At 52.3% G+C, this 21,801-nt stretch carries 20 protein-coding genes; 8 read left to right on the top strand and 12 right to left on the bottom strand.

Annotation, left to right across the window (positions count from 1 at the left end; all coding sequences use genetic code 11):
• The first annotated feature begins 2 nt into the window (after positions 1-2).
• Positions 3-419, top strand: a complete 417-nt coding sequence (locus EI290_RS21470) for a hypothetical protein (RefSeq protein WP_125433702.1) — start codon at positions 3-5, stop codon at positions 417-419.
• Positions 420-777: 358 nt separating this feature from the next.
• Here EI290_RS21470 and EI290_RS21465 read toward each other — a convergent pair whose 3' ends face one another.
• From EI290_RS21465 to EI290_RS21435, 8 genes are all read right to left on the bottom strand, one after another.
• The gene (locus EI290_RS21465) at positions 778-1,422 is read right to left on the bottom strand and encodes a hypothetical protein (RefSeq protein WP_125433701.1); all 645 of its coding nucleotides are present in this window, start codon (positions 1,420-1,422) and stop codon (positions 778-780) included.
• Positions 1,423-1,451: 29 nt separating this feature from the next.
• Complete coding sequence (locus EI290_RS21460) at positions 1,452-2,339, bottom strand: hypothetical protein (RefSeq protein WP_125433700.1); 888 nt, start codon at positions 2,337-2,339, stop codon at positions 1,452-1,454.
• Between the two features lie 93 nt (positions 2,340-2,432).
• The gene (locus EI290_RS21455; protein ID WP_185817114.1) at positions 2,433-4,460 is read right to left on the bottom strand and encodes a primase C-terminal domain-containing protein; all 2,028 of its coding nucleotides are present in this window, start codon (positions 4,458-4,460) and stop codon (positions 2,433-2,435) included.
• 94 nt (positions 4,461-4,554) lie between these two features.
• Complete coding sequence (locus EI290_RS22560; RefSeq protein ID WP_185817113.1) at positions 4,555-5,553, bottom strand: hypothetical protein; 999 nt, start codon at positions 5,551-5,553, stop codon at positions 4,555-4,557.
• 12 nt (positions 5,554-5,565) lie between these two features.
• Positions 5,566-5,979 carry a hypothetical protein gene (locus EI290_RS21450; RefSeq protein WP_125433698.1) on the bottom strand — a complete coding sequence of 138 codons (414 nt, stop codon included), beginning with the start codon at positions 5,977-5,979 and terminating at the stop codon, positions 5,566-5,568.
• A 101-nt stretch (positions 5,980-6,080) separates the two neighbouring features.
• Complete coding sequence (locus EI290_RS21445) at positions 6,081-6,545, bottom strand: hypothetical protein (RefSeq protein WP_125433697.1); 465 nt, start codon at positions 6,543-6,545, stop codon at positions 6,081-6,083.
• Positions 6,546-6,627: 82 nt separating this feature from the next.
• On the bottom strand, positions 6,628-7,392 hold the full coding sequence (locus tag EI290_RS21440) for a KilA-N domain-containing protein (protein ID WP_125433696.1): 765 nt from the start codon (positions 7,390-7,392) through the stop codon (positions 6,628-6,630).
• Positions 7,392-7,607, bottom strand: a complete 216-nt coding sequence (locus EI290_RS21435) for a helix-turn-helix domain-containing protein (RefSeq protein WP_044000278.1) — start codon at positions 7,605-7,607, stop codon at positions 7,392-7,394. The genes EI290_RS21440 and EI290_RS21435 overlap by 1 nt, the downstream gene beginning before the upstream one ends.
• Positions 7,608-7,708: 101 nt before the next feature.
• On the opposite strand from EI290_RS21435, the gene EI290_RS21430 reads away from it, so the two are divergent.
• From EI290_RS21430 to EI290_RS21415, 4 genes are all read left to right on the top strand, one after another.
• Entirely contained in the window at positions 7,709-8,461 is a 753-nt protein-coding gene (locus EI290_RS21430; protein WP_125433695.1) for an XRE family transcriptional regulator, read from the top strand.
• Between the two features lie 148 nt (positions 8,462-8,609).
• A complete protein-coding gene (locus tag EI290_RS21425; protein ID WP_125433694.1) occupies positions 8,610-9,653 on the top strand; it encodes a DNA cytosine methyltransferase in 1,044 nt (347 codons plus the stop codon).
• 23 nt (positions 9,654-9,676) lie between these two features.
• The gene (locus EI290_RS21420) at positions 9,677-12,622 is read left to right on the top strand and encodes an ATP-binding protein (protein ID WP_125433693.1); all 2,946 of its coding nucleotides are present in this window, start codon (positions 9,677-9,679) and stop codon (positions 12,620-12,622) included.
• Positions 12,623-12,630: 8 nt separating this feature from the next.
• Positions 12,631-14,481 (top strand): response regulator receiver domain, encoded by a 1,851-nt coding sequence (locus tag EI290_RS21415; protein WP_125433692.1) that lies wholly within the window; start codon positions 12,631-12,633, stop codon positions 14,479-14,481.
• A 488-nt stretch (positions 14,482-14,969) separates the two neighbouring features.
• Here EI290_RS21415 and EI290_RS21410 read toward each other — a convergent pair whose 3' ends face one another.
• Both EI290_RS21410 and EI290_RS22555 read right to left on the bottom strand, forming a co-directional pair.
• Complete coding sequence (locus EI290_RS21410) at positions 14,970-15,416, bottom strand: very short patch repair endonuclease (RefSeq protein ID WP_125433691.1); 447 nt, start codon at positions 15,414-15,416, stop codon at positions 14,970-14,972.
• Positions 15,417-15,814: 398 nt separating this feature from the next.
• A complete protein-coding gene (locus EI290_RS22555; protein ID WP_185817112.1) occupies positions 15,815-15,976 on the bottom strand; it encodes a hypothetical protein in 162 nt (53 codons plus the stop codon).
• A gap of 388 nt (positions 15,977-16,364) precedes the next feature.
• Here EI290_RS22555 and EI290_RS21405 point away from each other — a divergent pair, with 388 nt between their 5' ends.
• Positions 16,365-17,609: a PDDEXK-like family protein gene (locus EI290_RS21405; RefSeq protein ID WP_185817111.1), complete on the top strand. Its 1,245-nt coding sequence runs from the start codon at positions 16,365-16,367 to the stop codon at positions 17,607-17,609.
• Between the two features lie 65 nt (positions 17,610-17,674).
• Here the strand turns inward: EI290_RS21405 and EI290_RS21400 are convergent, their stop codons facing one another.
• On the bottom strand, positions 17,675-18,235 hold the full coding sequence (locus EI290_RS21400; protein ID WP_125433689.1) for a hypothetical protein: 561 nt from the start codon (positions 18,233-18,235) through the stop codon (positions 17,675-17,677).
• A 43-nt stretch (positions 18,236-18,278) separates the two neighbouring features.
• Entirely contained in the window at positions 18,279-18,521 is a 243-nt protein-coding gene (locus EI290_RS21395) for a hypothetical protein (protein WP_125433688.1), read from the bottom strand.
• A gap of 1,236 nt (positions 18,522-19,757) precedes the next feature.
• Here EI290_RS21395 and EI290_RS21390 point away from each other — a divergent pair.
• Positions 19,758-20,387 carry a class I SAM-dependent methyltransferase gene (locus EI290_RS21390; protein WP_125433687.1) on the top strand — a complete coding sequence of 210 codons (630 nt, stop codon included), beginning with the start codon at positions 19,758-19,760 and terminating at the stop codon, positions 20,385-20,387.
• A gap of 995 nt (positions 20,388-21,382) precedes the next feature.
• Positions 21,383-21,801 (top strand): type IIL restriction-modification enzyme MmeI (locus EI290_RS22960; RefSeq protein WP_317127486.1); only part of this gene is annotated, 419 nt, incomplete at its 3' end.

Genomic DNA, 21,801 nt, shown 5'->3' with positions numbered 1-21,801 from the left:
CTGTGCCATCTCCTGCCATCTATTTCGAAAACACCTTGGCCGTCATCACGCAAGAGTCGCGAGGCAGGTATGTGCGAGTGCGCTGGAAGCGGGTACTGTGGGATCTGTTGGCCGGCCAAGAAGCCATGAATTCCTTGCTGGAATGCTTGCTTTACAGTGGTTGGAAGAAAGTGTTGATCAAGCAACCACCTCTGCGGGGCTTCCCGCTATCCTACCATACCTGGCTACTGTATGACTGGCTGCCCAGGGCGCAAATGCTGGGTACGGTATCCTATGCCCTCATTCCGCCCCAGGATTTGAGTGCGCATGTTGGCTTTGCTGATTTCCTCTCGCAGTTACACCGCTTTAAGATTTGCTATTTCGTGGCGAATTCGCGCGAGCAAGCGGTTGCATGGCTAAACAGCCAATCAACAGACTAGCAATCAACTGCGTGAAGCATATCAAATTATTGCCTTGTTATTGTTCAGTTTGAAAACCGAATTTTTCTAGTCACAATTCTAGGGTACTGCGCCTGGATAGTAGGCAGATGTAGCGAATACCTTTGGGGGCTCGCTCTGATTAACTCACACTGTATGGCCACCAATCCCCTCCTACCGTCCCAGCAGCCTCTGCTGGCGATGGTTGCCCTGCTGTTGCTTCAGCCAATGGCAATCGAATTCCCTTTACTCACGATAGAACCCACTTTGGAACCACAAGCAGCGACTCCGGTAATTGCCTGGGAGCAAGCTGCCCCCGGTGTGCTCCAGGAAGCGGCTTGATGCACGTACACCAGCCTGCTTACCGGTCAAGTAGCTTCAACATCTCCTGCAAGCTCCCCCGCGTGCGGGCCAGCTCCTGCACTCGTAGCATATCCTCGGCGTAAGTGGTAGCAAACAGGCTTTGTTCGGCCGCTTCCATCACGGTACGGTTACCCTTTCGGAGCAGCTCACTACGGGTCATGGGCCGGCTGCTGCCGTCGTCGTTGAGGTAGAGCAGTATCCCATCCTTGGCTTCCACGTCGCGCTCGGCCCGGTCGGCAGCTACTTCCGGTAGTAGTTCGATGAAGCGCAGCAGGGCCGGGCTTAGGGTCATGCAGGAGATGTTGGCGCCGCCGGCCAGGTATCCCAGAATGTCGGCATAGGGGTCGTAGGGTAGCTCGGGCGCTTCCATCTCTTCAGTGAACTCATAGCCGAACTCCCGGTAGTGCTCCGGCTCGGTGCCTTCCAGGCCGTGCTTGCATGCCTGGGCGATGTGCTCCAGGCTGTCGCAGTGGTCGTCGATTTCCGCCTGCATGATGGTGGCCTGCCCGACGCTTTTGGTGTAATGGTCGAATATCTCCGGGGTGAACTCATACTGGTCCAACCGGAGTAGGCGGTTGACGAAGTAGTTGGCGCGGATGGAGAGGTGGCCGTAGACGGTTTCGAGGTGATTGATCTTGCTCATGAGTTGGGATGGTTTCTGCTGGTTGGGAATTACTCTGTGAGGCCGGCAAAGCCTCGCGGGGCTTCGAAGCGGGGGATTTCGTGCACGATCGTGTTGAGCCAGCCGTGCAGCTGCAGGTAGAGGGGGAGCGAGTCCAGGGGCATGGTGTGGTAGATCTGCGCCAACTCCTCACACTTGGTGAGCACGGCGTTGAACTCAGCTACCAGGTTGGCGTTGACGATGTCCTCGTTGAGCTCGTCCTCGATCTGGTCGGCCAGGGATACCGGGGAAGTGGTACCGTCGGGTTCCACGCGGCTGATAGAAAGCTCCTTGCCCAGCACCTGGGTAAAGAAATTACGCAGTGAGAGCTCGGTCTGCGTGGCCACGGCGTGGGAGTAGACGGCGTAGTCCTGCGCGCGGCTCGTGCCGATGAACTCTCCCCGCTCGTCGTAGCCAGCAAAGAATTGCGCCAGGTCGTGGTGCAGGGTGTAGGGGGCCAGGCTCTCCGGATCGTCCTTGTAGGTGACCTTCCAGACTTGTCCTTCCTCGTCGAAGCCGTCGGGCTCCCAGTCGGATTCGTCCTCGCTGCCCCACTCGTCGATGCTGCGCATGCGGCTCTCGGCGGCGTAACGAGTCAGGTCGAGCTCATAAGTGGTGAGGAAGGTGGTCAGCAGCCGTAGGGCCCCGGCTATGCTGCGGTGGAGGCTGTGCAGGGAGTTGCTGAGCACCGTCATCTCGTAGTAGCGGCGGGCCTGGTCGGAGATGGGGTACTTGGGGAGCTTGCCTGCTTCCTGTTGGGTAAACAGGGCGTTGCAGGCCCGCATGGACTCGCGGGGAACCGTGACCATGTCGAAGGTGGAGAGTCCGCGCAGGTAGGCGTTGAAGAGCAGGACCAGGTTGTCAGTGGCCGTCAGGGGTTCGAGGATGCGGTGGCGCATGGGGTTGATTGAGATTTGATGGATGTTGGAAGCAGTGGCTCGGTAGAGAGTGCGGGTGGGAAGTGGTCCACGCTCATGGACTACTTGGTCACCCTAGAAGGGGTCGTCGTCCTTGGCGGCCTGGCGGGCTTTCTTGTTGTATTCCCGGATAAAGGCGTCGTGGTCGGGGTAGTTGAGCAGGGGAGCCGGCGAGGGGGCGAAGGATTTGCGCAGGCCGTCGAACTCCAGTAGCTGGTTGAGCATCTTGCCCGAGCCCCGCTTGTTGTAGTACTTGACGTGAGCCAGGTGGGAGCAGTACTGGATGTTCTCCGGCGTACTGCGGGGCACATCGATGATGTTGGCAAAGCAGATCGAGAAGTCGGAGTTGTCGAGGATCTTCTCCGAGCCCCGCACGAAGGGTCTTGCGTCCCGGGTGTGGGCGGCGCAGGCCTTGGTGGTGTGGCAGATCAGCAGGATGAAGAGGTTGTAGCGCTTGGCCAGCTCCTTCAATTCCAGGGTGGCCCGGCTGTAGCGCTCTGTCTCTTCTCCTTTTCCGCCCATGGCACTCAGCCCGTCGATGGCCAGCCCGTCCAGCGAGCCGTAGAGCTCGATCGTGCGCTGAATGTCCCGTTCGTAGTCCTGCACGGTCTTGCCCCCGTTGCTGGTCAGGATGAGTTGATCGGCCACCGTCTGCGAGCCCATGCGCAGCAGCTCCCGGGTTTGCTCCTTGTTCTCGCGGGCGTTCTTCTGCAGGACCTTACTGGCGGATACCCCGTCCTCGGCGTCGAAGTACATGTCCAGGAAGCGGTTGACGGTTTCGGGCTTGCCCATCTCCATCGAAGAGTACAGGAACCGGTTGCCGTAGCCCAGCACGTTCTGGGCAATGATGTTCTGCAGGAAGTAGCTCTTGCGTGTTCCCCCGGAGCCGATGAGCACGGCCAGCTTGCCTTTCAAGCTCATTTCCTGGTCCTCGTCGATTTCCGGCAGCAGGCAGGTCATGGGGCTGGGCGTCTGCGTGTAGTAGTCCAGCCACTCCTCCGTCCAGTCCGACCAGATTTCCACCTTGTCGCCGCTGGCGGCTTCGGGCGTGAGCACCGTCGCGGCGGCCTGGCCCTTGGTGCGGGTCGTGCGAGTGAAGGCCGACTTGACGATCTGCCGCACCTCATCCTCGGGTAGGGGATCGGAGCCGGAGAGGTTGACGCTCTGCACCAGCTGCAGCACGTGGCTTTCGTAGAGCTCCGAGTGGTCGAACAGGTGGCAGGCCTGGCGGAACAGGTCGTTGTTGCGATTACCTGGGGTAGGGGGCGCGAAAAAGTCCCGGTCGATGGGCCCGCTGCCGCGGCCGGCCGACTTGCTGCCCACGGTCGCCTTGGTGAAGGCAGCCACGTCCAGCGTGCGGGCATACTCCCACAGGGCCGAGAGGTCGGGGATGGGGGTCTGGGCCGTGAGCTTGGCTTCGGGCTTGTAGTCGGGCCGGGGAGCATCCGCCAGGGTCAGGATCTGCTCCAGGGGGAGCGTCAGCAGCTCCTGGCTGGTCAGGCCCACCTTGTAGCGGCCGCTTTTGCGGTTGCGGGAGTTGATCACCCGAAACAGGCGGTTGTTGTTGTAGATGCCCAAATCCACGTCGGCGAACTGGCCGCCGGCCTGCTTGGCTTCGTAGGACTTGGTCTGCAGCTCCGCGAGCGTCAGCTCGTGGCACTCGGCCAGCAAGCGGGCCGCCAGCACATTGAGTTGCAGGGGCAGTTGGGGAGAGGGAGCGAACCCGCCGAACAAACTCTGGTGCAAGCCGACGTGAAAGCCCTTACTGCCCGAAAAGCACAGGAAGAGCTGCTTGGGCGAGAGTTGGAAGCGGTTGTAGAGCCGCCGTAGCAGGTCCCGGGTGGCTTCCAGACTGCCGGGTAGGTCTCCGTCCCGGTCGATGTCGAAGTACAGGAACTCGGCGAAGTAGCTGCCGGCAAAGCCTGAGACGGTGGTCTTGCCGGTTTGCGGGTCGCGGTTGACTTCCAGGTGCTCGAAAATGGAATTATCGAAGCCGAACAGGCTCAGGTAAAACTCCTCGTCGGTGGGGGTCAGCTCGATCTGGGATTTGGGTTGCACGAGCCCCCGGTTGGTGAGGGCACCGCGGACGGTTTCGTAGTTCACGGGCGGTTGGGGATGAGGGTGAACGAATAGGAAGGGCCGTAGAAGCCGCTTTTCTGCCCGCTGTGCGACGCAGAGGCCTTTGGGCGGGGCAGAGTCAGCTTGCGGCTGTTTCACGCTTCCTGCGGTTTCGCAGCCAGCTTTGCACGGTGAGGTTGGCTGATTCGTAGTCGGTGAGCAGGGTCCGGCGATTTTGCATGTCCAGCAGCACGCCGGTGATTTCACCGCTGCCGTGCTGGCGGGTCAGCTTGACCAGCTGGGCCGGTAGCAGGGGTTCGGCCATCGAGAAGACCTTGGGCAGCGGGTTGTCCTGTTCCCAGGCCACGAACCGCTCCCAGGTGGCCCGGCCGTCGTCGTCGAGCTCAGCCACGAGTTCCGGCCAGCGGGAGTGGAGTGGCGGTGGGGCCGTGATCGGCACCGACCGGGCGGCGCGGCCCTTGCTGGCCCGTTTGCCGGGTGTGGTCGGCTTTCGGGGCGGTGGGGAGGAAACGGGTTCCGGGCTGGCAGCCTGCTCTTCCCCGGTTCGGTCCCAGGAGGGGTCCTGCTCCGGGCTGGTTGTCTGCTCTTCCCCGATTCGATCCCGACAGGAGTCTCCGGGTGGATGATCCTCACCTTCTTCCAAATCCAAACTTGGATCACGCTCACTCGCCGTGACAGCGTTAGCTGTCTTTCCTTTTGTTTCGTTTAGTTTAGTTTTATGTAGTAGCGGGGTTCCAGGGGGGTAAAGGGGTGGCGAAAGGGTAGGGGAAAGGGGTGGCATAAGGGGGGTGTTTTTCTTACCCCTTTCAGTTTCTTCTTCCTGTTGCTGCTCTTCCGCATCCAGCAGATAGTAGGTCGTCGTGCGCCCCCGGCCGTCCCCGTTCCGAAAGTCAATCAGGCCGGCTTGCTTCAAGCGGTTGCGGGCCGTAGTGAATGGGTCCTTGGTCTTGAGTCGCAGCTTCAGCAGTAGTTCGTCTACTGAGAAGTTGAAGGGATTCTTCCACCCTAATGCGTTGCTGCGCTCCAGTAGTCTGAAGTACACGGCGATGTCATTGGGGGTGAAGGAATGCTCCAGATCCTTGGCCCAGAACTGATTGATCAGACTGAGGTAATTCATGGGGCCCGGCTGTTAGGCAGCCTGGGATGTGAGACCGGTCAGCAGCTCGACTGCCGCCCACTGCTCGGGGCTGCCGTCCAACCCGCACTCGTTGATGCCGCGCTCCACATGGGCGGCCTGCTCCAGCACCCACTTCTCCTGCTGGCTGAGTTCCTTTTCCAGCTTGTCAATCAGCGGCTGCAAGGCGGCTTCCAGCAGTTCGTGGGGAACGAGTAAGGAAACCTCCGCCGTATTGGTCTGCACCGTAAGGCGGGCCACGCTCTCGTTGAGCGTGTTGAATAACGTGTCGTAGAGAGCACGCTTCACGGCGTATTCCTGGCGATAACGTGCCAGCAGCGTCGTGGAAGGGGTCAGTATGTGGCTGTGGAAGCCGTTAGCCTGTTGGTGCTGCAGCACCTGGGGAGCGGTGAACAGAGGAGTTTTCATGAGATGCACGAAGTCGATTAGGTAGATGGGATAGAGGTGACGAGCGGATTCGAGCTAGGCAGCCGGCCGGTGTAGGGTGTATCGGGCTCGAACCAATGCCCCTAGGCGGCCGGCCGGCGCTTGGCTTTTGAGGCAGGCGTATCGGTCAGGAAAGGGCCAGCAGTACCCGAGTCCGGCAGCGCGTGCCCGGTGGAGCCCACCGGGGTGAGTAGCAGGCCCAGCAAGTGCAGGCGCTCGGCACTCTCTCCGTCTTTGGCCAGCGTGGCGTGGGATTCGGCAATGAGCCGGGCCGTCCGGTGCGCGTCGTTGCCCAGGCTTTCGTAGAGGTCCTGGGCAACCGTAGCGCCCACGTCGGTGGAGATGCCCATCGTGATGGAGATGCTGCGGCTGCGCACGGTGATTTCCGTGATGCCTTCGGCCTGCGCCAGCAGCAGCTGGTCCCACAGGGCCATAAGTGTGCGTAGCGACTGCTGGTAGGCGGCGATTTGGCGCGGGAAGTAGTTGGCCTCGAAAGCCCCTTCTACATCCTGAGTAGACTGCGTGATCTGTTGGTGAATCGTTTTCATCTGTAGTGCGTTAGCAGGGTGAATAAGGAGTTATTCATCTTGGCAAGGCGGGTATCTGTTAGGGGGTGCCCGCCTTGTTTTTTCAGGGCTTGTCCGGGCCCTGTTCGTGCTCGACGATCATCTTGGCCACCGAACGAGCCGCCCGCCGGCACTCTTCCGCGCAGGCCGTGTTGCCGCGCACATTGCCTTTCTCAATCCCCTCGGCGGCTAGCAGTTCAGCCAGGTGCAGGCCCACGAGTTCCTTCTCGCTCATGTGCTCACGGGGGTTGGCCTTCTCCGGCAGGTTCTTGCGGACCCGGATGTCGGCGGCCTCCCCACCCCATAGGGGCTTGTATGTAGCGTTGGTGCAGAGCCGGTAGCCGTGCTTGTGCACGCCGTGGCGGGCCAGTACCGTGACCAATCGGTTGCGGGTCGCCTTGCCCAGGAAGCGGGCCCGGATCTGCGCCTCCGTGAAGCCGCGCCGGCGGTAGGCGGCTTCGGCCCGGTCCAGAATCTTGTCGGGGTCCTTCTGCTCGGCCTGCCGCTCAAAGAAGACCTGGTTGACGGCCAGATGCAGTTCCGGGGAAAGCCACTTGGCGTAGGAGAGGGCCAGCGTCTGCTGCGCGTAGGTGCCACCGTAGCGGCCGGCCTGGGAGGCGATCAATTCTAATTGCCCCATTTGTGGGGTAATTAGATTCCGGGCTACTTCCAGCAGTTCCTGGGTGGATTCGCGCGCCAGCCACTCGGCCGGCTTCTTCTTGCGCGGACTCTTGGCAGCCTTCCATAAGTCGGTCATACTCACCCGGCTGGATTCGTCGCGGCGGATGATCACGCCATTGAAGGCGAAAGGGATGGGGGCCGTGCTCATTAGGCGGCCGCGTTAAGGGTAGCCAGGTCCTTCGCCGTGTCCAGTGCCCCGCACTCGCGGGCAATGCGCATGGCTTCGATCACGACCGGATTACCGGGTTTGCAGCGCTTGAGGGCGTCGCCGACGGCCTGCCGGCTCATATTGAGTTTTTCGGCGATTTGGCTTTGGGAGCCACGCGGAAGTAGGTCCGAGAGTTTCTGTGCTCTGTCTTGCATGGTGTCTAGAATTACTTACTTTTGCCCGTCTTTAACTTGACATTATAAATGTAGTACAGTTTATCTGTACTTGCAAGACCCGGTAAAAGATTTTCTTAGCCATGCAAGCATTTTCTTCAGAAAAGGAAAGTATTTCTAAACCAAACCATATTGGCATTAGAATCAAACAGCTAAGAGAACAGTCTGGCTTAACTCAAGAAGAACTTGGGGCAAGAATAAGCAAGACTAAAACAGCAATATCTAATATTGAGAGTGGGCGCAACGGTGCACGCATGTCCACTTTAACTGATATCGCGAATGCTCTGCAAATCACAGTACAGGAAATCTTATACCCAACGCAGAACAAGCAGAGTAGCTATAAAGACAGCATTGGTCATAACAATGTGCAAGCAGTCGGCTTCTTGGCCGACATGGTCGCCGTTGATCTGCCCTTCGTGTCATTCCGGGCCCGAGCCTCATTCATTGAGTTGGGCATGGGTGTACAGCATCCCGATAACTTCGAGACCTTGCGACTATATGTAAATAGTGAGGAGGATGCAGCGCGCTATATTGGTGCGCTAGTGTTCGAAGTAGAAGGGGACAGCATGGAGCCACTTCTACGAACTGGGGAGAAAGTAATAGCCTGGCAGGTGCCGGAAGGTAAGTGGGAGCAGGTGTACAACCAAGTATGCGTGATAGCCTACGATGACACCGTTACCATAAAGGCTGTGCGCGAGAACGAGCTGTTCACGCGCAACCTGCTCACCTTATATGCTCAAAATCCAGCTGCGGGGTTCTTGCCGGTACAGCGCCAGCAGATCCAGAGTGTATGGCGGGTAGAAGAGTTTTTTGACCGGCCAAAGATTCGACTTTAATAGCCCGTAGCCTGAAATTACAAATTGACATTGGCTTACTTGCATCAAGTGCTACCTTCGTGATTTTTCAGCATAGAGCACGGTGTAGCTACAAATTTTCTCTACTAATCAGTACTGCTGAGAACCCTTTTACAATTTTAGGAACAATATGAAGGCTATTGATCTGTTCTGCGGCTGCGGAGGACTCACGGAAGGTCTTAAGAACGCTGGATATGAAGTAGTAGGTGCTGTAGACAATGAGCCTATTGCTGTAAAAACATACCGCATTAACCACCCTGGTGTATATGTGTGGGAACAGGACATCAAAGACTTAAAAGCAAGTCATATATTCAAGGAAACAGGTTTAAGAGAAGGTCAATTAGACTTATTAGCTGGGTGCCCGCCTTGCCAGGGCTTCTCACGTTTAACTACACTAAATGGGTCAATAGATACAGGCAAGGAGCGTAGGGCTAAAAATGAACTGCTCTTCCAATTTGAGCGATTAGTGAAGGTGCTACGACCGAAAGCTATCATGCTGGAGAATGTGCCAGCCCTTTACGATAACTCGCGTTTACAGCGCTTCTTGAAAACGCTGGATAAACTTGGCTACCACAGTGATCCGAAGGATGTAGTAAAGGTGCTGAATGTAGCTGCTTATGGTGTTCCTCAGCGACGCCGACGACTTATTCTAATGACGACTTTGGGTGGTCCTGTCGAATTTGCCAAACCGTTAAAGGAAAAACAGACTGTACGCGATGTTCTCGGCCTATTGCGGCCAGCTGGTCAGTCCGGTGACAGCTTACACGACTTACCAGATAGAAGAAGTGAAGCAATGATGCAACGAATTCGCGATACAAAACCCAATGGCGGCAGTCGTGGCGATTTACCATTAGAGCAGCAACCCCCTTGCCACCGCGAACAGACCGGCTTTCGAGATGTATATGGCCGCATGAAGTGGGATGATGTTTCCCCAACGATGACTAGTGGTTGTAATAATCCATCGAAGGGACGCTTTCTACATCCAGAGGAACATCGAGCAATTACTCTTCGCGAAGCGGCCCTGTTTCAGTCCTTCCCTAAAGATTATCACTTTTGTCTCGATCGCGGTAAACAGGCTGTTGCCCTAATGATAGGCAACGCTCTGCCACCTGTATTTATTGAGGCCCATGCCGTGCATATCAGCGAAGCACTACGCAAGTATCAGTTAGCTTAGCAATTGACGTAGGCACCCATTTAATGGCTAGATTCAAAACAAGAGCGCGTGCTGTCGACATGCTCGGTCGACAGCAGATTTCTGGTATTCCCACTGCTATTAGCGAGCTGTTCAAAAACGCTTACGATGCTTATGCCGACCGAGTAGAGGTAGATTTCTACCGCTCCGACCGCCTCTTTGTGCTCCGGGACGACGGCTTGGGCATGACAAAGGATGACTTTGAAACCCGCTGGCTAACACTAGGCACAGAGAGTAAGGTTGGAGGCAATTCTGGTATGGCACTGCCACCAAAGGCTTTAAACAAGCCTCCCCGCCCAGTATTGGGAGAAAAAGGCATTGGCCGTTTGGCTATTGCAGCTATAGGCGATCAAGTATTTATTGTTTCTCGTGCCAAACGCGACGAAGTATTGCAGGATACAGTCGTAGCATATATTCACTGGCGCATCTTCGAGCAGCCAGGTATCGACTTAGATGAAATTCAAATTCCTGTTCGTACATATGCAAATGGTGTATTACCAGATGAACAGGAAGTTAAAGAGATGTTAGACGAATTCGCTCTTAATCTCAACAAACTAAAATACATTACTCCAGAAGATCGCAATCGTTTCTATTCAGATTTTGAAGCAATCAAATTTAGTATAGAAGAAATAGACAGCTATGTGCCTCATATGAGCCTTACTGAACAAGGCCTCGGCACACACTTTATTATTGCACCAGCAAGTACTCTACTGGACGCAGACATTGAAAAAAGCACGAATGAAGAAGCTTCCCAATTAGAAAAGGCTTTATTAGGCTTTACTAATACAATGACGCCCAGTCATTTAAAACCAGATATTATAACTGCATTCAGGGACCATAAGGAGGGTAAACCAGAACGAGATATAATAGGCGAAGGAGAATTCTTTACAACTGAAGAATTCTTAAGTACTGACCACCATTTTGACGGAGAATTTGATGAATATGGCCAATTTAGTGGTCTTATATCAATATACAGGTCACAGGCTACCTCATATACTATTGAATGGAGTGGAGCAAAAGGCAAGAAAACATCTTGCGGCCCTTTCAGAATAAGTATTGCTTACTTACAGGGTAAGGTAAGTCAAACAACTTTAACAGTCGAAGACTTCAATTTACTTTTTCAGAAGGCAGAGCGTTTTGGCGGATTATATATATATAAGAATGGCATTCGTATTCTACCCTATGGCGATACAGACTACGACTGGTTAGAAATAGAAAAACGAAGAACATTAAATGCTGGGCGAAATTTTTTCTCTCATCGGCGTATGTTTGGTGCAGTTGAAATTGATCAATTAAAGAACAAAGAATTAAGCGAAAAAGCAGGTAGAGAAGGCTTTAGAGAAAACAAGGCTTATCGCGAATTTCGGGATATTCTCAAACATTTCTTTCAAAAACTAGCAGCAGATTTTTTTAATGACTCTGGTGTTCACAGCGGTGAGTTCCTCGAGCGCAAAAACGAGTTGCAGCAGGTTGCAAATGCAAACAAGAAGAGAGAGGAGCAGAGTAAGCAAAAACGCAAAGTATTTGCAGCACAGCTAGCTGCATTTGAGCAAGCTTATCGCAATAACGACCCCGAACGTGAGGCATTCGAACTCACCGAAAAATTTCAGCGAGAATTAGCAGCGGCTTCCAAGATTGTCGACGGCCGTCGAGCGGCTCATGAGTTTCTAAGTATAGAGGAAAATGCTCGTCAACAATTGCGTGCCTTGGAGGAGAAGTATCGAGTGTCTAAACCGCGCGGCTTCGCTATTACAGCAGCCTTGGAGCGCGACTACAACGATTATCTCCACAACAATCAGCGGCTACAACAACAGACCTTCTCCGTTTTTCGTGAATTAGTAGATGGGGAAGTCAATCAGGCAGCCCACCGGGCGAGGATTGAATTGGACCGGCGCGTACGAGTCGAGCATTCTCTACGTGAGTTAACGGCGCAGGCTGAGAGCGTAGGCCGAGCCGAGAGCAAGGATACCATTATCGCTCTGGAAACAGTTGAAGATAAAGTCCGAGAAAAAGTCCGAGAAAGCGTCGCGCAGATTAGCGAAGAAGTACGCAACGTGCTAATAGAGTTTAATAGTATTGACCTTACCAGTCTGGAGGATTCAGCTGTTTTTGACATTAGGAACAGATTGGAAAGCCGAATTATTGAGGTCAAAGACCGTAAACAGGCAATATTACAAGCTGTGCGCATGCAGCTCGAGAATATCAACTTGTCTGATGAGTCCGTGCAGCAAGTCGACCAACTGGATGCTTTAGAGCAGCGGGTGCTGACCCTAGAGGAGCAGGATGACGAACAAATAAGGCTCAGTCAATTGGGTATGGCTGTGGAAATTATCAGCCACGAATTCGAATCAACCGTTCGGGGTATTCGCGAAGGTTTGCGTCTTCTGAAAGCTTGGGCAGATTTAAATGATGACCTCTCTGGACTCTATCGAGATTTAAGAGTCAACTTCGAACATCTGGATGGTTATCTTTCTCTATTCACTCCTCTGCAACGCCGCCTCTACCGGCGCTCTGCTCCTATATCGGGCCCCGATATTTCTGAGTATATTATTAATTTATTTAAAAATAGATTTGAACGTCACAAAATAAATCTTATAGTAACCCCTAAGTTTAATAAAATCAAGATTACAGGATATCTATCCTCATTTCTCCCAGTATTTGTTAACATTGTTGATAATGCTATTTATTGGACTAAAGACAGTCCTAAAGACCATATAATTGAGTTCGACGCAGATGAAGAAGATTTTTTAATTTCCAACAATGGGCATAAATTAATAAAAAGCCGTTTCGAATCAATCTTTCAACATGGGGTTTCCTATAAACCTGGAGGACGAGGGCTCGGACTTGCTGTCTCACGAGAGGCACTAGAAAAAGCTGGCTATACCATACTGGTAGATGAGACTGCCCGTCCGGACATGAGCGTTACATTTCGACTTTCACCTATTAAATAAATTACTTAATGTCACCCCAGAACGCTTACAAGAAATTCCATATCTACTCTCAGGGAATTGCTGCAGAATTCCTGCAGAGCGTAGTAGTTGTCGACGATAAAGCTCAGACAAATCCTGAAACCAAAAAAGCTACTGATGATACGGCTCCAACTGCTGGCTTATCTCAGCCTGGTCGCGGAGGTCGTAAGCAGGTAACAGCTAAAAGTGAACTAGTAGAACCTATAGACAATACGGCATCAATTAAACAGACGGAAGATCTGTCGACGCCACCCGCACCTACAGAGCCTATATCACCTATGCCGCAGTTGAAAGATGCGGAGGTGTTACCCATAAAAGCGTTGAATGAAGCTTTTGCGCAACACGGTATTGTATGCGGCTTCCTCAGTCCTGCTGCTAGTGGTACAGATAGAGAAGAAATAATTAAACGAGTGGTAAAATCAGCCAAACGAGCTGATATCGTTATTCTTGATTGGAAAATGGAGCGAGGTGAACGAGCCGGATCCACAGCACTTGAAATAATAGATAATATCCTCAAAAGTGACGATGGGAAAAGAGGCAATAGTTTTCAATCCAGAGGGCGATTGCGCCTTATTGTGATTTACAGCCAAACTATTGACTTAGCAGGAATCGCAAGTGATATCTATAATCATTTAAATAAAGATATTAAACCAGAGGACAGCTTTAAACGTCTAGATGATTTTTCATTAAATCATGAATCTACTCGCATTTGCGTTTTCAGGAAATCTGGCGGAACTGCCAGCAAAGATGGTCGCACTTACGATGTCAATGCTTTAACGGATAAGATAATTGACGAGTTTACTCTATTGACAGAAGGTCTGTTGTCTAATGTTGCAATTGAAGCACTTAGCGCATTAAGACAAAACACTCACAAAATTCTACAAAAATTCAACTCTGGCCTTGATGCGCCTTATCTAACGCACAGAGCCCTTACAAATCCGTCGGAGGAAACTCAATCGCATCCAATTGCATTACTTGCATCAGAGATGCAGGATGTTCTAGAAGGCAATGGTATTACCGACTCAGTCTCACCTGATCGTATTAAATTATGGCTCCGCAGTTTACCTGAGCGCATTTTACCGAACAATATCACAGTTAATTCAAAGTTTAGAAATATGACTGTTGAAAATCAATTAGACTTCGTTGCCGATGCAGTTGAAAATGGCGTGCATGAACCGACTGATTTGAGCGCAACTAATTCCGAATGGACCACTTTCATTAACAAACTCAAATCACCTAAAAAGGACGAGCATAGCGATTTTACTAATCTCATGCTGGCTGATATGTCAGGAGCTAGCAAAGATCGAGAGTTTTCAATGCTGACTACTATTCGTTCTCATTACACAACTCCACCACCTTACCTTAATCTTGGCACCGTTATAGCTATCCGTAAGGGTGCAGTGTCAGAGTATTATGTATGCATACAACCAGTTTGTGATTGTGTTCGATTAGAGTGTGCCACAAGATTTCCTTTTCTAAAACTGGAACTACCACCTAAACCTGATCCTGCGAAGCCTAAACAACCTAAGTTTGATTTTATCATTAGGGACGGCGCAAACCTTCTAGAATTAAAAGTAGATTATAAGCCATACAACATGGAGCTAATTAGTTTTACTCCTGATCATAAACTTATTAAGGCAGAGCAGGTGGCAATTGAGGGGAACATAGATAATAAAGAGTGGGTTTTCACTGGCACAACTGATTCAGGTAGTACAATTCAATGCGTTTGGCTTGCAGATTTAAAATTTGCGCATGCTCAGCGTATTGCTGGACGTTTTGGCAGTGAGATTACTCGCGTAGGGTTGACTGAGTCAGAATGGCTACGGAGAATGGCTGGTTAATAGTAAAACATATACCCATACCGTCGCGCACCTGATGGCATCATCACTCAACAAAATCTGTGTCACTACTTAACACCTTGACTGACGGCTCAGTTGAATACCCTAAAGTGTTCTTAACCTTAAACTGCCCAGTAAGCCAACACTTATCGCCTCATACTCAGAGGCGCCTACTGGCTCATTGGCCGAAGCATCACAAAGGCGCGTGGCACATACTCGTGCGGTGTAGCCACTGTCGACTGGACTATGTGTGGTATACCAATGATATCCCCGCAGGCCTGCAGCCTTTTCAAGTGCGGCTACATGCCTCAGCGGGCCCGCATCCATTGGGTAACGGAACCTTACCGGAATTGACGGAAGAGTTCATGGTGTTGGCTACGGACCGCCAAGCTGCTTATCGCCAGTCGCAATTCTCCAGCGAAATGCCAACGGCTGGCCAACTGCTGACTACATACATAGACGGTGAAGTAGAACGGGACGAGCGCTTCTAATCAGGCAGCTTCCCAGAACTCATCATTACCCAAAATATCCGCGGTTAGTCGAGTGAGCGTGGCGCCACGGTGCGCCCGCTTCAACTCGCACTCCCACACGACCAGTACCTTCCAGCCAGCTGCCTGCAGCGCGTCCTGCACGAAACGGTCACGTTGCACATTGCTTGCCAGCTTTACTTCCCAGAACTCGGTATTGGACTGCGGCACCCGGGCTTTCTTGCTGCAGCTCGGCCCGTGCTTATGCCAGAAGCAGCCGTGGATGAAGATCACGGTTTTATGCTTCGTCAACACGATATCAGGCTTGCCGGGGAGTTGCTTATCCTGCAGCCGATAGCGAAAGCCCTGCCCGTGCAAGTAACGGCGCACCAACATTTCGGGATTAGTGTCCTTTGTGCGAACACTACTCATGAGCTTACTGCGCTCGACAATAGATAAGGTATCGGCCATCTACAGTTGGGTTGCCGATGATAATCCCGAATGCCATCTGTTGGTTCATTGCCTGGACGTGAAATTGCACTGAATAGAACGGGTGTTGCCGCCCGCACACACCTGGCATGCATCAGCATAGGGATAGCACCCCATCAAATTCACGTTGTCAGATATACTTTAGAGCCCTCAGGTTAAACGATCATTCCTGTGGATGGAGAAACACGAGGAACATTCACTGTTCATGCGTCGGTGTGCGTCACCAACACACACGCACAAAAAATAATAGTAAGAAAGGGTTATGACGGTACAACAATTTGTAAGGTTTGTAAGTATATCTTACAGTACTTACAAACGCAAAAGCCTTTACTCGTTTGAACAACGAGTAAAGGCTTAAGCAACCTGACGCTCTGCGTCGGTTATGGTTTCGGAAGGAAGGTTTTGCCAACTACCAAGATGGTAATAAGCAAGTCCGGTCTTAGAGCCACTATGGCAAGCACGACAAAGAATGTGCCCAGCAGGGCATAGAACTTCAGCTCTTTTAGCAAGAGTCTGAGTTCTTTCAAAAAAGAATTTTTCATCTGACGAGGATGATAAATGGTGGATTACTCCGCCGCAAGAGACCGCCCTGGCAGGCGGTCTTTTTGCGTTCACGCGGTTCGGCCCCGAAACACCTAGTGCAAACAGAAGCCTATGTGGTGAACTCTACTACATTTAGAAAGGAAAGTATTAATGTTGATAATTCTTGAAGCTGTGATAAGATGCTGCCTATATCACTTGTCACTCAGTCTACGGAGAAAGCTGACTATCTGTTGGACCACCCATGAATTATAATCCTCAGGTTTCGGTAAAGGCTTCTTATACTAAGGTAAGCCTGACAAGTGCACATTGTTACCCAGCAATTCATCTATTCACTACATGGAATCCCTCCTATCCTGCCTACAGGTAGTATCCTCCACCGCCCAACGAGTGGAGCACGAGAACCGCCTCGTCAACCAGTACACTGCCCGCGACTTCACACCCTTCCGGTTCATGGCCTGGAGCGAAGTTCCGTCGACGCACATGCTGGCCTTCTTCCTCAATCCGGACGAGACACATGGCCAGGGCCCACTGTTCCAGGATATCTTTCTGCAACACCTGCGCCAGCTGCCGGTCGTCGGACCTCGACTGCCGCATGCCCGCTGGAAGGTAGAGGCAGAACGGCGCCACGGGGAGCTGGGCCAGATTGACTTATTACTGACGACTATTGATCGAAGCTTCTCTATTTGCATTGAGAACAAGCCCCGCGACCAAACCATCGATCAGTACCGCCAACTGAAGCGTTACCGCAAGATTCTTAGGGGCCGTCATCAGGAAGGGTACTTACTTCTCTATCTGAGCCGCAAGAAGCGAAACCCCGATAAAGAAAGTCTTCGGCCACGACTTCGTAGAGCGCTCAAAACCAGCGGACACTACGCTAACATCACCTACGAGTCATTCATTTTACCGCTGATCGACGCGTGGCAGCAAGCAGTCTATCCGGAAGCGCTACGCACTTTCCTACGCCACTTCCGCTATCAAATAGAGCAGTGGCTCAACCTCCCCAGTACCAAGCCCACACAACTTATGCTAGAACAAGAAGTCGTTGACAAACTGGCCACCTCCGGTGAGCACGTGCGGGCTGCCATTACAGTTGCACGTTCCATAGAACAGTTGAAACGAACCCTACGCGAGAAGTTGGTGAACAGCTTGGCTGACCCGGCGATCGGGCTGGTAGGAGAAGAACACTGGGAATGGAATGGCCATCTGGACGGGCGTCATAGCAAGCCCTACTTGTTGAGACGAGTTACGGCCGACACTGCGCCGGCGTGTTGGCCATGGGGTCGCTTCTCTATCTGCGTCGAGTTCGACCAAGGGCGTCTGTTCTACGGTATTCGTTTCGATCTCTCGAATTGGTACAAAGGTGATGCTAGCCAAGCTGCTTGGCCAGCAGGCACGTCCGAACAGCTTGCTGGTGAATTTGCTGGCGAGCCGAGTGGCCGGCCGACGGAATGGTGGCCTTGGTGGCGCTGGGCAGGTCCGGAAACGGAACAAGACTTATATGCATCTATCGCAGACAGCTCGCTGGTGAAAACGCTACAACAAGAAGTGCAACGGCTCGTCAAGGTGCTGGATCAGTTCACTGCCACTATTGAACTCCAAGAAACTGCAGCTACCAAGCTTCCCATTGCATAAGCGTCTTCGTCTCTATGTACCCATACAAATGAAAAAGCCCCGGCCGGATGGTCGGGGCTTTTTCTTTACATCAGGTCGTCTGATGGTTTGATGGTTTCACCTGCGAGCCCTGTTGTATCGCCAAGTTTGGCAGGTATGATATTTTCGGAAAGCTGGGCATCCAAGTCGCGCTTCTTCAATGATTGTCGAAATGCTTCCATTCCGATGAATGGCAGAATAAACTTAGGCCATAATGAGCCATGAAAACGAGGTAGCAGGTGACCACGAGCAGCACTCACACATAAGTTCAGGGCATCATTGAACGGGGGGATAGAAATGTCGAGTAACGGGGGAAACTGTTGTCTCTCTCCTTCCTTATCGAATAAGACGAAGTCAGTCACACATCCAAGCGCTACGAAGCGCGCCATCTTGTTATCTGCTTTTACATAAAAGCCCTCAAGGGAGAGTGCGACTGAAATAACAGTCCTGTCATGCTCATAGGGAATGATAATAGCGTCACCGAAAAAACGCATATCCTTGATTTCGGGCATCTTGCCCTCAATGTGTTGCCAGTAATCGTTGACATAGGAGGAAGCAGGTTGTAAAGAATAAAGAGCAAGTTGAACAAGGGACGGCTCGAATACCATAGATGATAAGTGAGAGAACGTACGAATGAGTGAAATCGGTGAGTTACAAAGGCAGTCCCAGCGCCCGGTGTACGTAGCCGCTCACCACTTCCCGACCAACGCGCTCCACCTCTTCCGGATACTCCAGCAGATAGCGGTCCACCACGTAGCTGATGGCTTGACTCGGGCCCATCGCTTGCCAGCCCAGGCGGCTGATGGCGATGTAGGCTGGGTGGTCATTGAAGAAGTTACGCTGGAACTCGAAGATGAGCGGGTCGGCGCCGGCATCCAGAAGACGGACTGCCAAAACGAACTGAACAGAAGAGTATTTTGCCATCATGGTTAGTATTTACATTCAATATACTACTATTGTTAGTAAATCAATCTACCATATCATGCACTCTTCTCAATTCATTCAAATCCGACAAGAGCACTCAGATGTTGTACTGAATACAGCACACATCATTTCAATTAAGAGGCACCAGCATTCGGTTACAGCTGAGAATCGCTCATGGTACCCGTTGATACCGCTTGATAGCGATGTTGCCTACACAGTGCATATCAACACTACTGCGACTGAAATACAGGGTGGCGAGACCATCTTTTACTGTGTAACCAAGGGGGAACGGGATGTAATATATCGTACCATCATATCCGCTTTGAATGCCGTGGTTATTCCCGCATCATGACTGTTCCACTCTACCAGCTTTCACAAAAAAGCCAACAACAGCCCTTCTATTCTCAAGTTGACTAAAGTTGATCTCAAGTAATCAATTTTAGTCAACGAAAACTCAAACCATAACTGACTATACTCTGTATATTTGTCGAAGAAATTTCAACAGAAAAATAGCGGGCCAAGCCAAGGCCCGACCCGCTACCTCCTAGTGGCGATCCAACCAGTGGGAAACCACTGAACGGATTACCGCTCCCAGGGCTGCTTTACACAGTTCCAGGGAGACGCGAAACCAACCGCTTTCATCGGTCCGTTTCGTTTTCGCACGTTTACCCATTTTGCATCGGGAGTAAGGGTGCTTGATCCACCCACTTCCTGAAGCCCCGAGGCCGGCCAGCCTTGGGGCTTCGTCTTTTCAGACAAAGCCGGCTGGGTGACTTACCGTGCTAGTGCATCAAAGGTACTGGCTATTCCCCCTACTTCCAGCTGTAAAGCGGCACGCAGTAGGATATAGCCTCATTTGTGTCACTAGCTATTCATGCCAGTTCATAACAGACCGCGCGGGCTACGACAAGCCACCCACCCCCGGGCAGATACCACCGAGGCAGCCCGTGGCAGCTGCCGGCAGATGACAGTGCAAGCTGGGGTGAATAGCTATACCGGTGAGACTGTAGGATGCTGATACAGGGTAAAAAGCGTGTTATAGGGGCATGTGCAGCAAACAAGGTGAGATTGGCTTTTAACTTTCATCACGCGCACCCCAAAACTTGACACAGGCATGTTGCTACCCCTTTTTGCGCGCGTTACCCCCCATGGTTCGTTGGCCTGTAGCTGTTATATCCGTACACCTGCTCTGTGCGTAGAGTACCCATGCTCCCATCCACTTCCTCCACGCAGCACATTAATCAAGAGGCCTTATCTCTACTGGCTCTAACCAACTTACCCCTAGAAGTACCCATTCTTGACTTAGGTGCTGGCGCCTGTACCTTCTTGAATTCGCTACTAGAACAGGGCTATACCAACCTGATTGCAGTCGATGTAAGTGCGGTGGCCCTCGAAGAGCACCGCCGACAGCTCAGTGCCGAACAGGTGGAGCGCGTGCTATGGTTGGTCGATGACGTGACTCACGCTGAGGAGTTGCGCTTGCTCGACCCCATTTTGCTCTGGCATGATCGGGCCATGCTATCACTGCTGGGCCTGCCGGAACAGTTGCACGCTTACCGTGCCCTGCTCGATCACATGGTAGAGCCGGGACAAGGATGGGTACTGCTGAGCGTGGAAGTCCCCGTGCAAGCCCCCCATCTAGGTGACTTGTCTCGACAGCCCTACTCGTTGGCCGGGCTCGTTACCTTCCTGGGGGCTGATTATGCACTGCAGCAGCACCGGGAGTACATGCAGCAACTGCCTTCCGGCGCCAAGGTGCCCTGCTTGTATGCCCTGTTCAAGCGGCATCTGCAAACGACTACGCCTTTTCGCCCGACATCACCAGTCCAGGCTTGAGCGCCTGCTTCTATAACTTTTCAAAAGTATCAAAGTACTGAAGTTCGCTTCAGCAGATAGCGGGCAGTCAGCAGATAATGCAGATCATCTATGGTACCCCTTGCTCTACCATGCCGGGCATGTCACTTGCCCCATTATCACTGGTTAAAACGCACTTAAGGCTTTACCTCCCGCAACCGATTTGCTGTCTTTGCAGCCAGGCTAGTGCCGGAGGCTCTTCCGTAAACCAGCTAGCATGCAAGGCAAACGAAGTCCAATCCTGTGGTTCTTCATACCCCCGCTCCTGTAGCCCCTGCCACACATCTGGCTTCACTAAGAAGGACACATGAAGCTGTTGCCCTAACACTGCTCGCACTCGCGGAAAGTATTCTTCGCGCATCCACTCATGAAGCACTACGGGCTGATGCCCGGCATTCGCGCGGCCATCCAGTAACCAGTAGGCGCACCGGTACTGAACTGCCGCGGCTAAGAGTAGCTCACAGGATTCCGTTACCTCCTCCGGGCTTAGGGCCCGTGGGTTACTACCTCGCAACACGAGGAGAGATTCCTGAAATGTAACTTTATAAAATGGGAGCACCAGCGACCCGTGTACTAGTTGTGGGGCTGGGAATGAACTCATAGTTAAAACAAGATTAGACTCGCAAACAATCAATGATTTCCTACTGTTGGCCTTGGTTAAACAATAGGTTCAGAAGTCGCACATCTTGGCTAGCGTTCTCGACGAGCTATAGAGCCCCGGTTGCGCGATCAGCAGCTAGTCTCCATTGACTATACTTGTCCTTAGTTACATCTCCCTCGACTGTATTTTACCAACTATTGTTGTACTATGCAAGATAAAATGATAGAAGAAAAGCCTGTTTGTAGTTGTACTCGTTTACATTTATACCAACAATACCCGCCACGCTTCTCGTCAGATCAGCGCACCAGGGCGGGTTTTTCGTTGCCCATAGTTTAATTCTTTACTTGCAACGTCATCTATTTATTCATTCTTTTCCGTGACGTATTCTGAATTCGAAGACCGCTGGCGTGTATCCGGTGGCGCTGAGCGGGCCAACTACGGCTTGTTCCTGCAAGATCTCTGCGACCTGCTTCAAGTGCCGCGCCCAAATCCAACAACCGATAGGCCGGCGGAAGATGCCTATGTACTGGAGCGCGCGGTGCAGTTCAACGATGGAGCAAAAAAGAGCACTGGGCGCATTGATTTGTACAAAAGAGGGTGCTTTGTATTGGAAACGAAGCAGGGCGTTAGTAACTTTGCCGGCTTAAATTATACGGGAGCACGGGAGCACGGGAGCACGGGAGCACGGGAGCACGGGAGCACGGGAGCACGGGAGCACGGGAGCACGGGAGCACGGGAGCACGGGAGCACGGGAGCACGGGAGCACGGGAGCACGGGAGCACTCATTTTGACGAA

This window comes from Hymenobacter metallilatus, assembly GCF_003944705.1.
Taxonomy (GTDB): Bacteria; Bacteroidota; Bacteroidia; order Cytophagales; family Hymenobacteraceae; genus Hymenobacter; species Hymenobacter metallilatus.
This window is presented reverse-complemented; position numbering and strand designations above follow the sequence as displayed.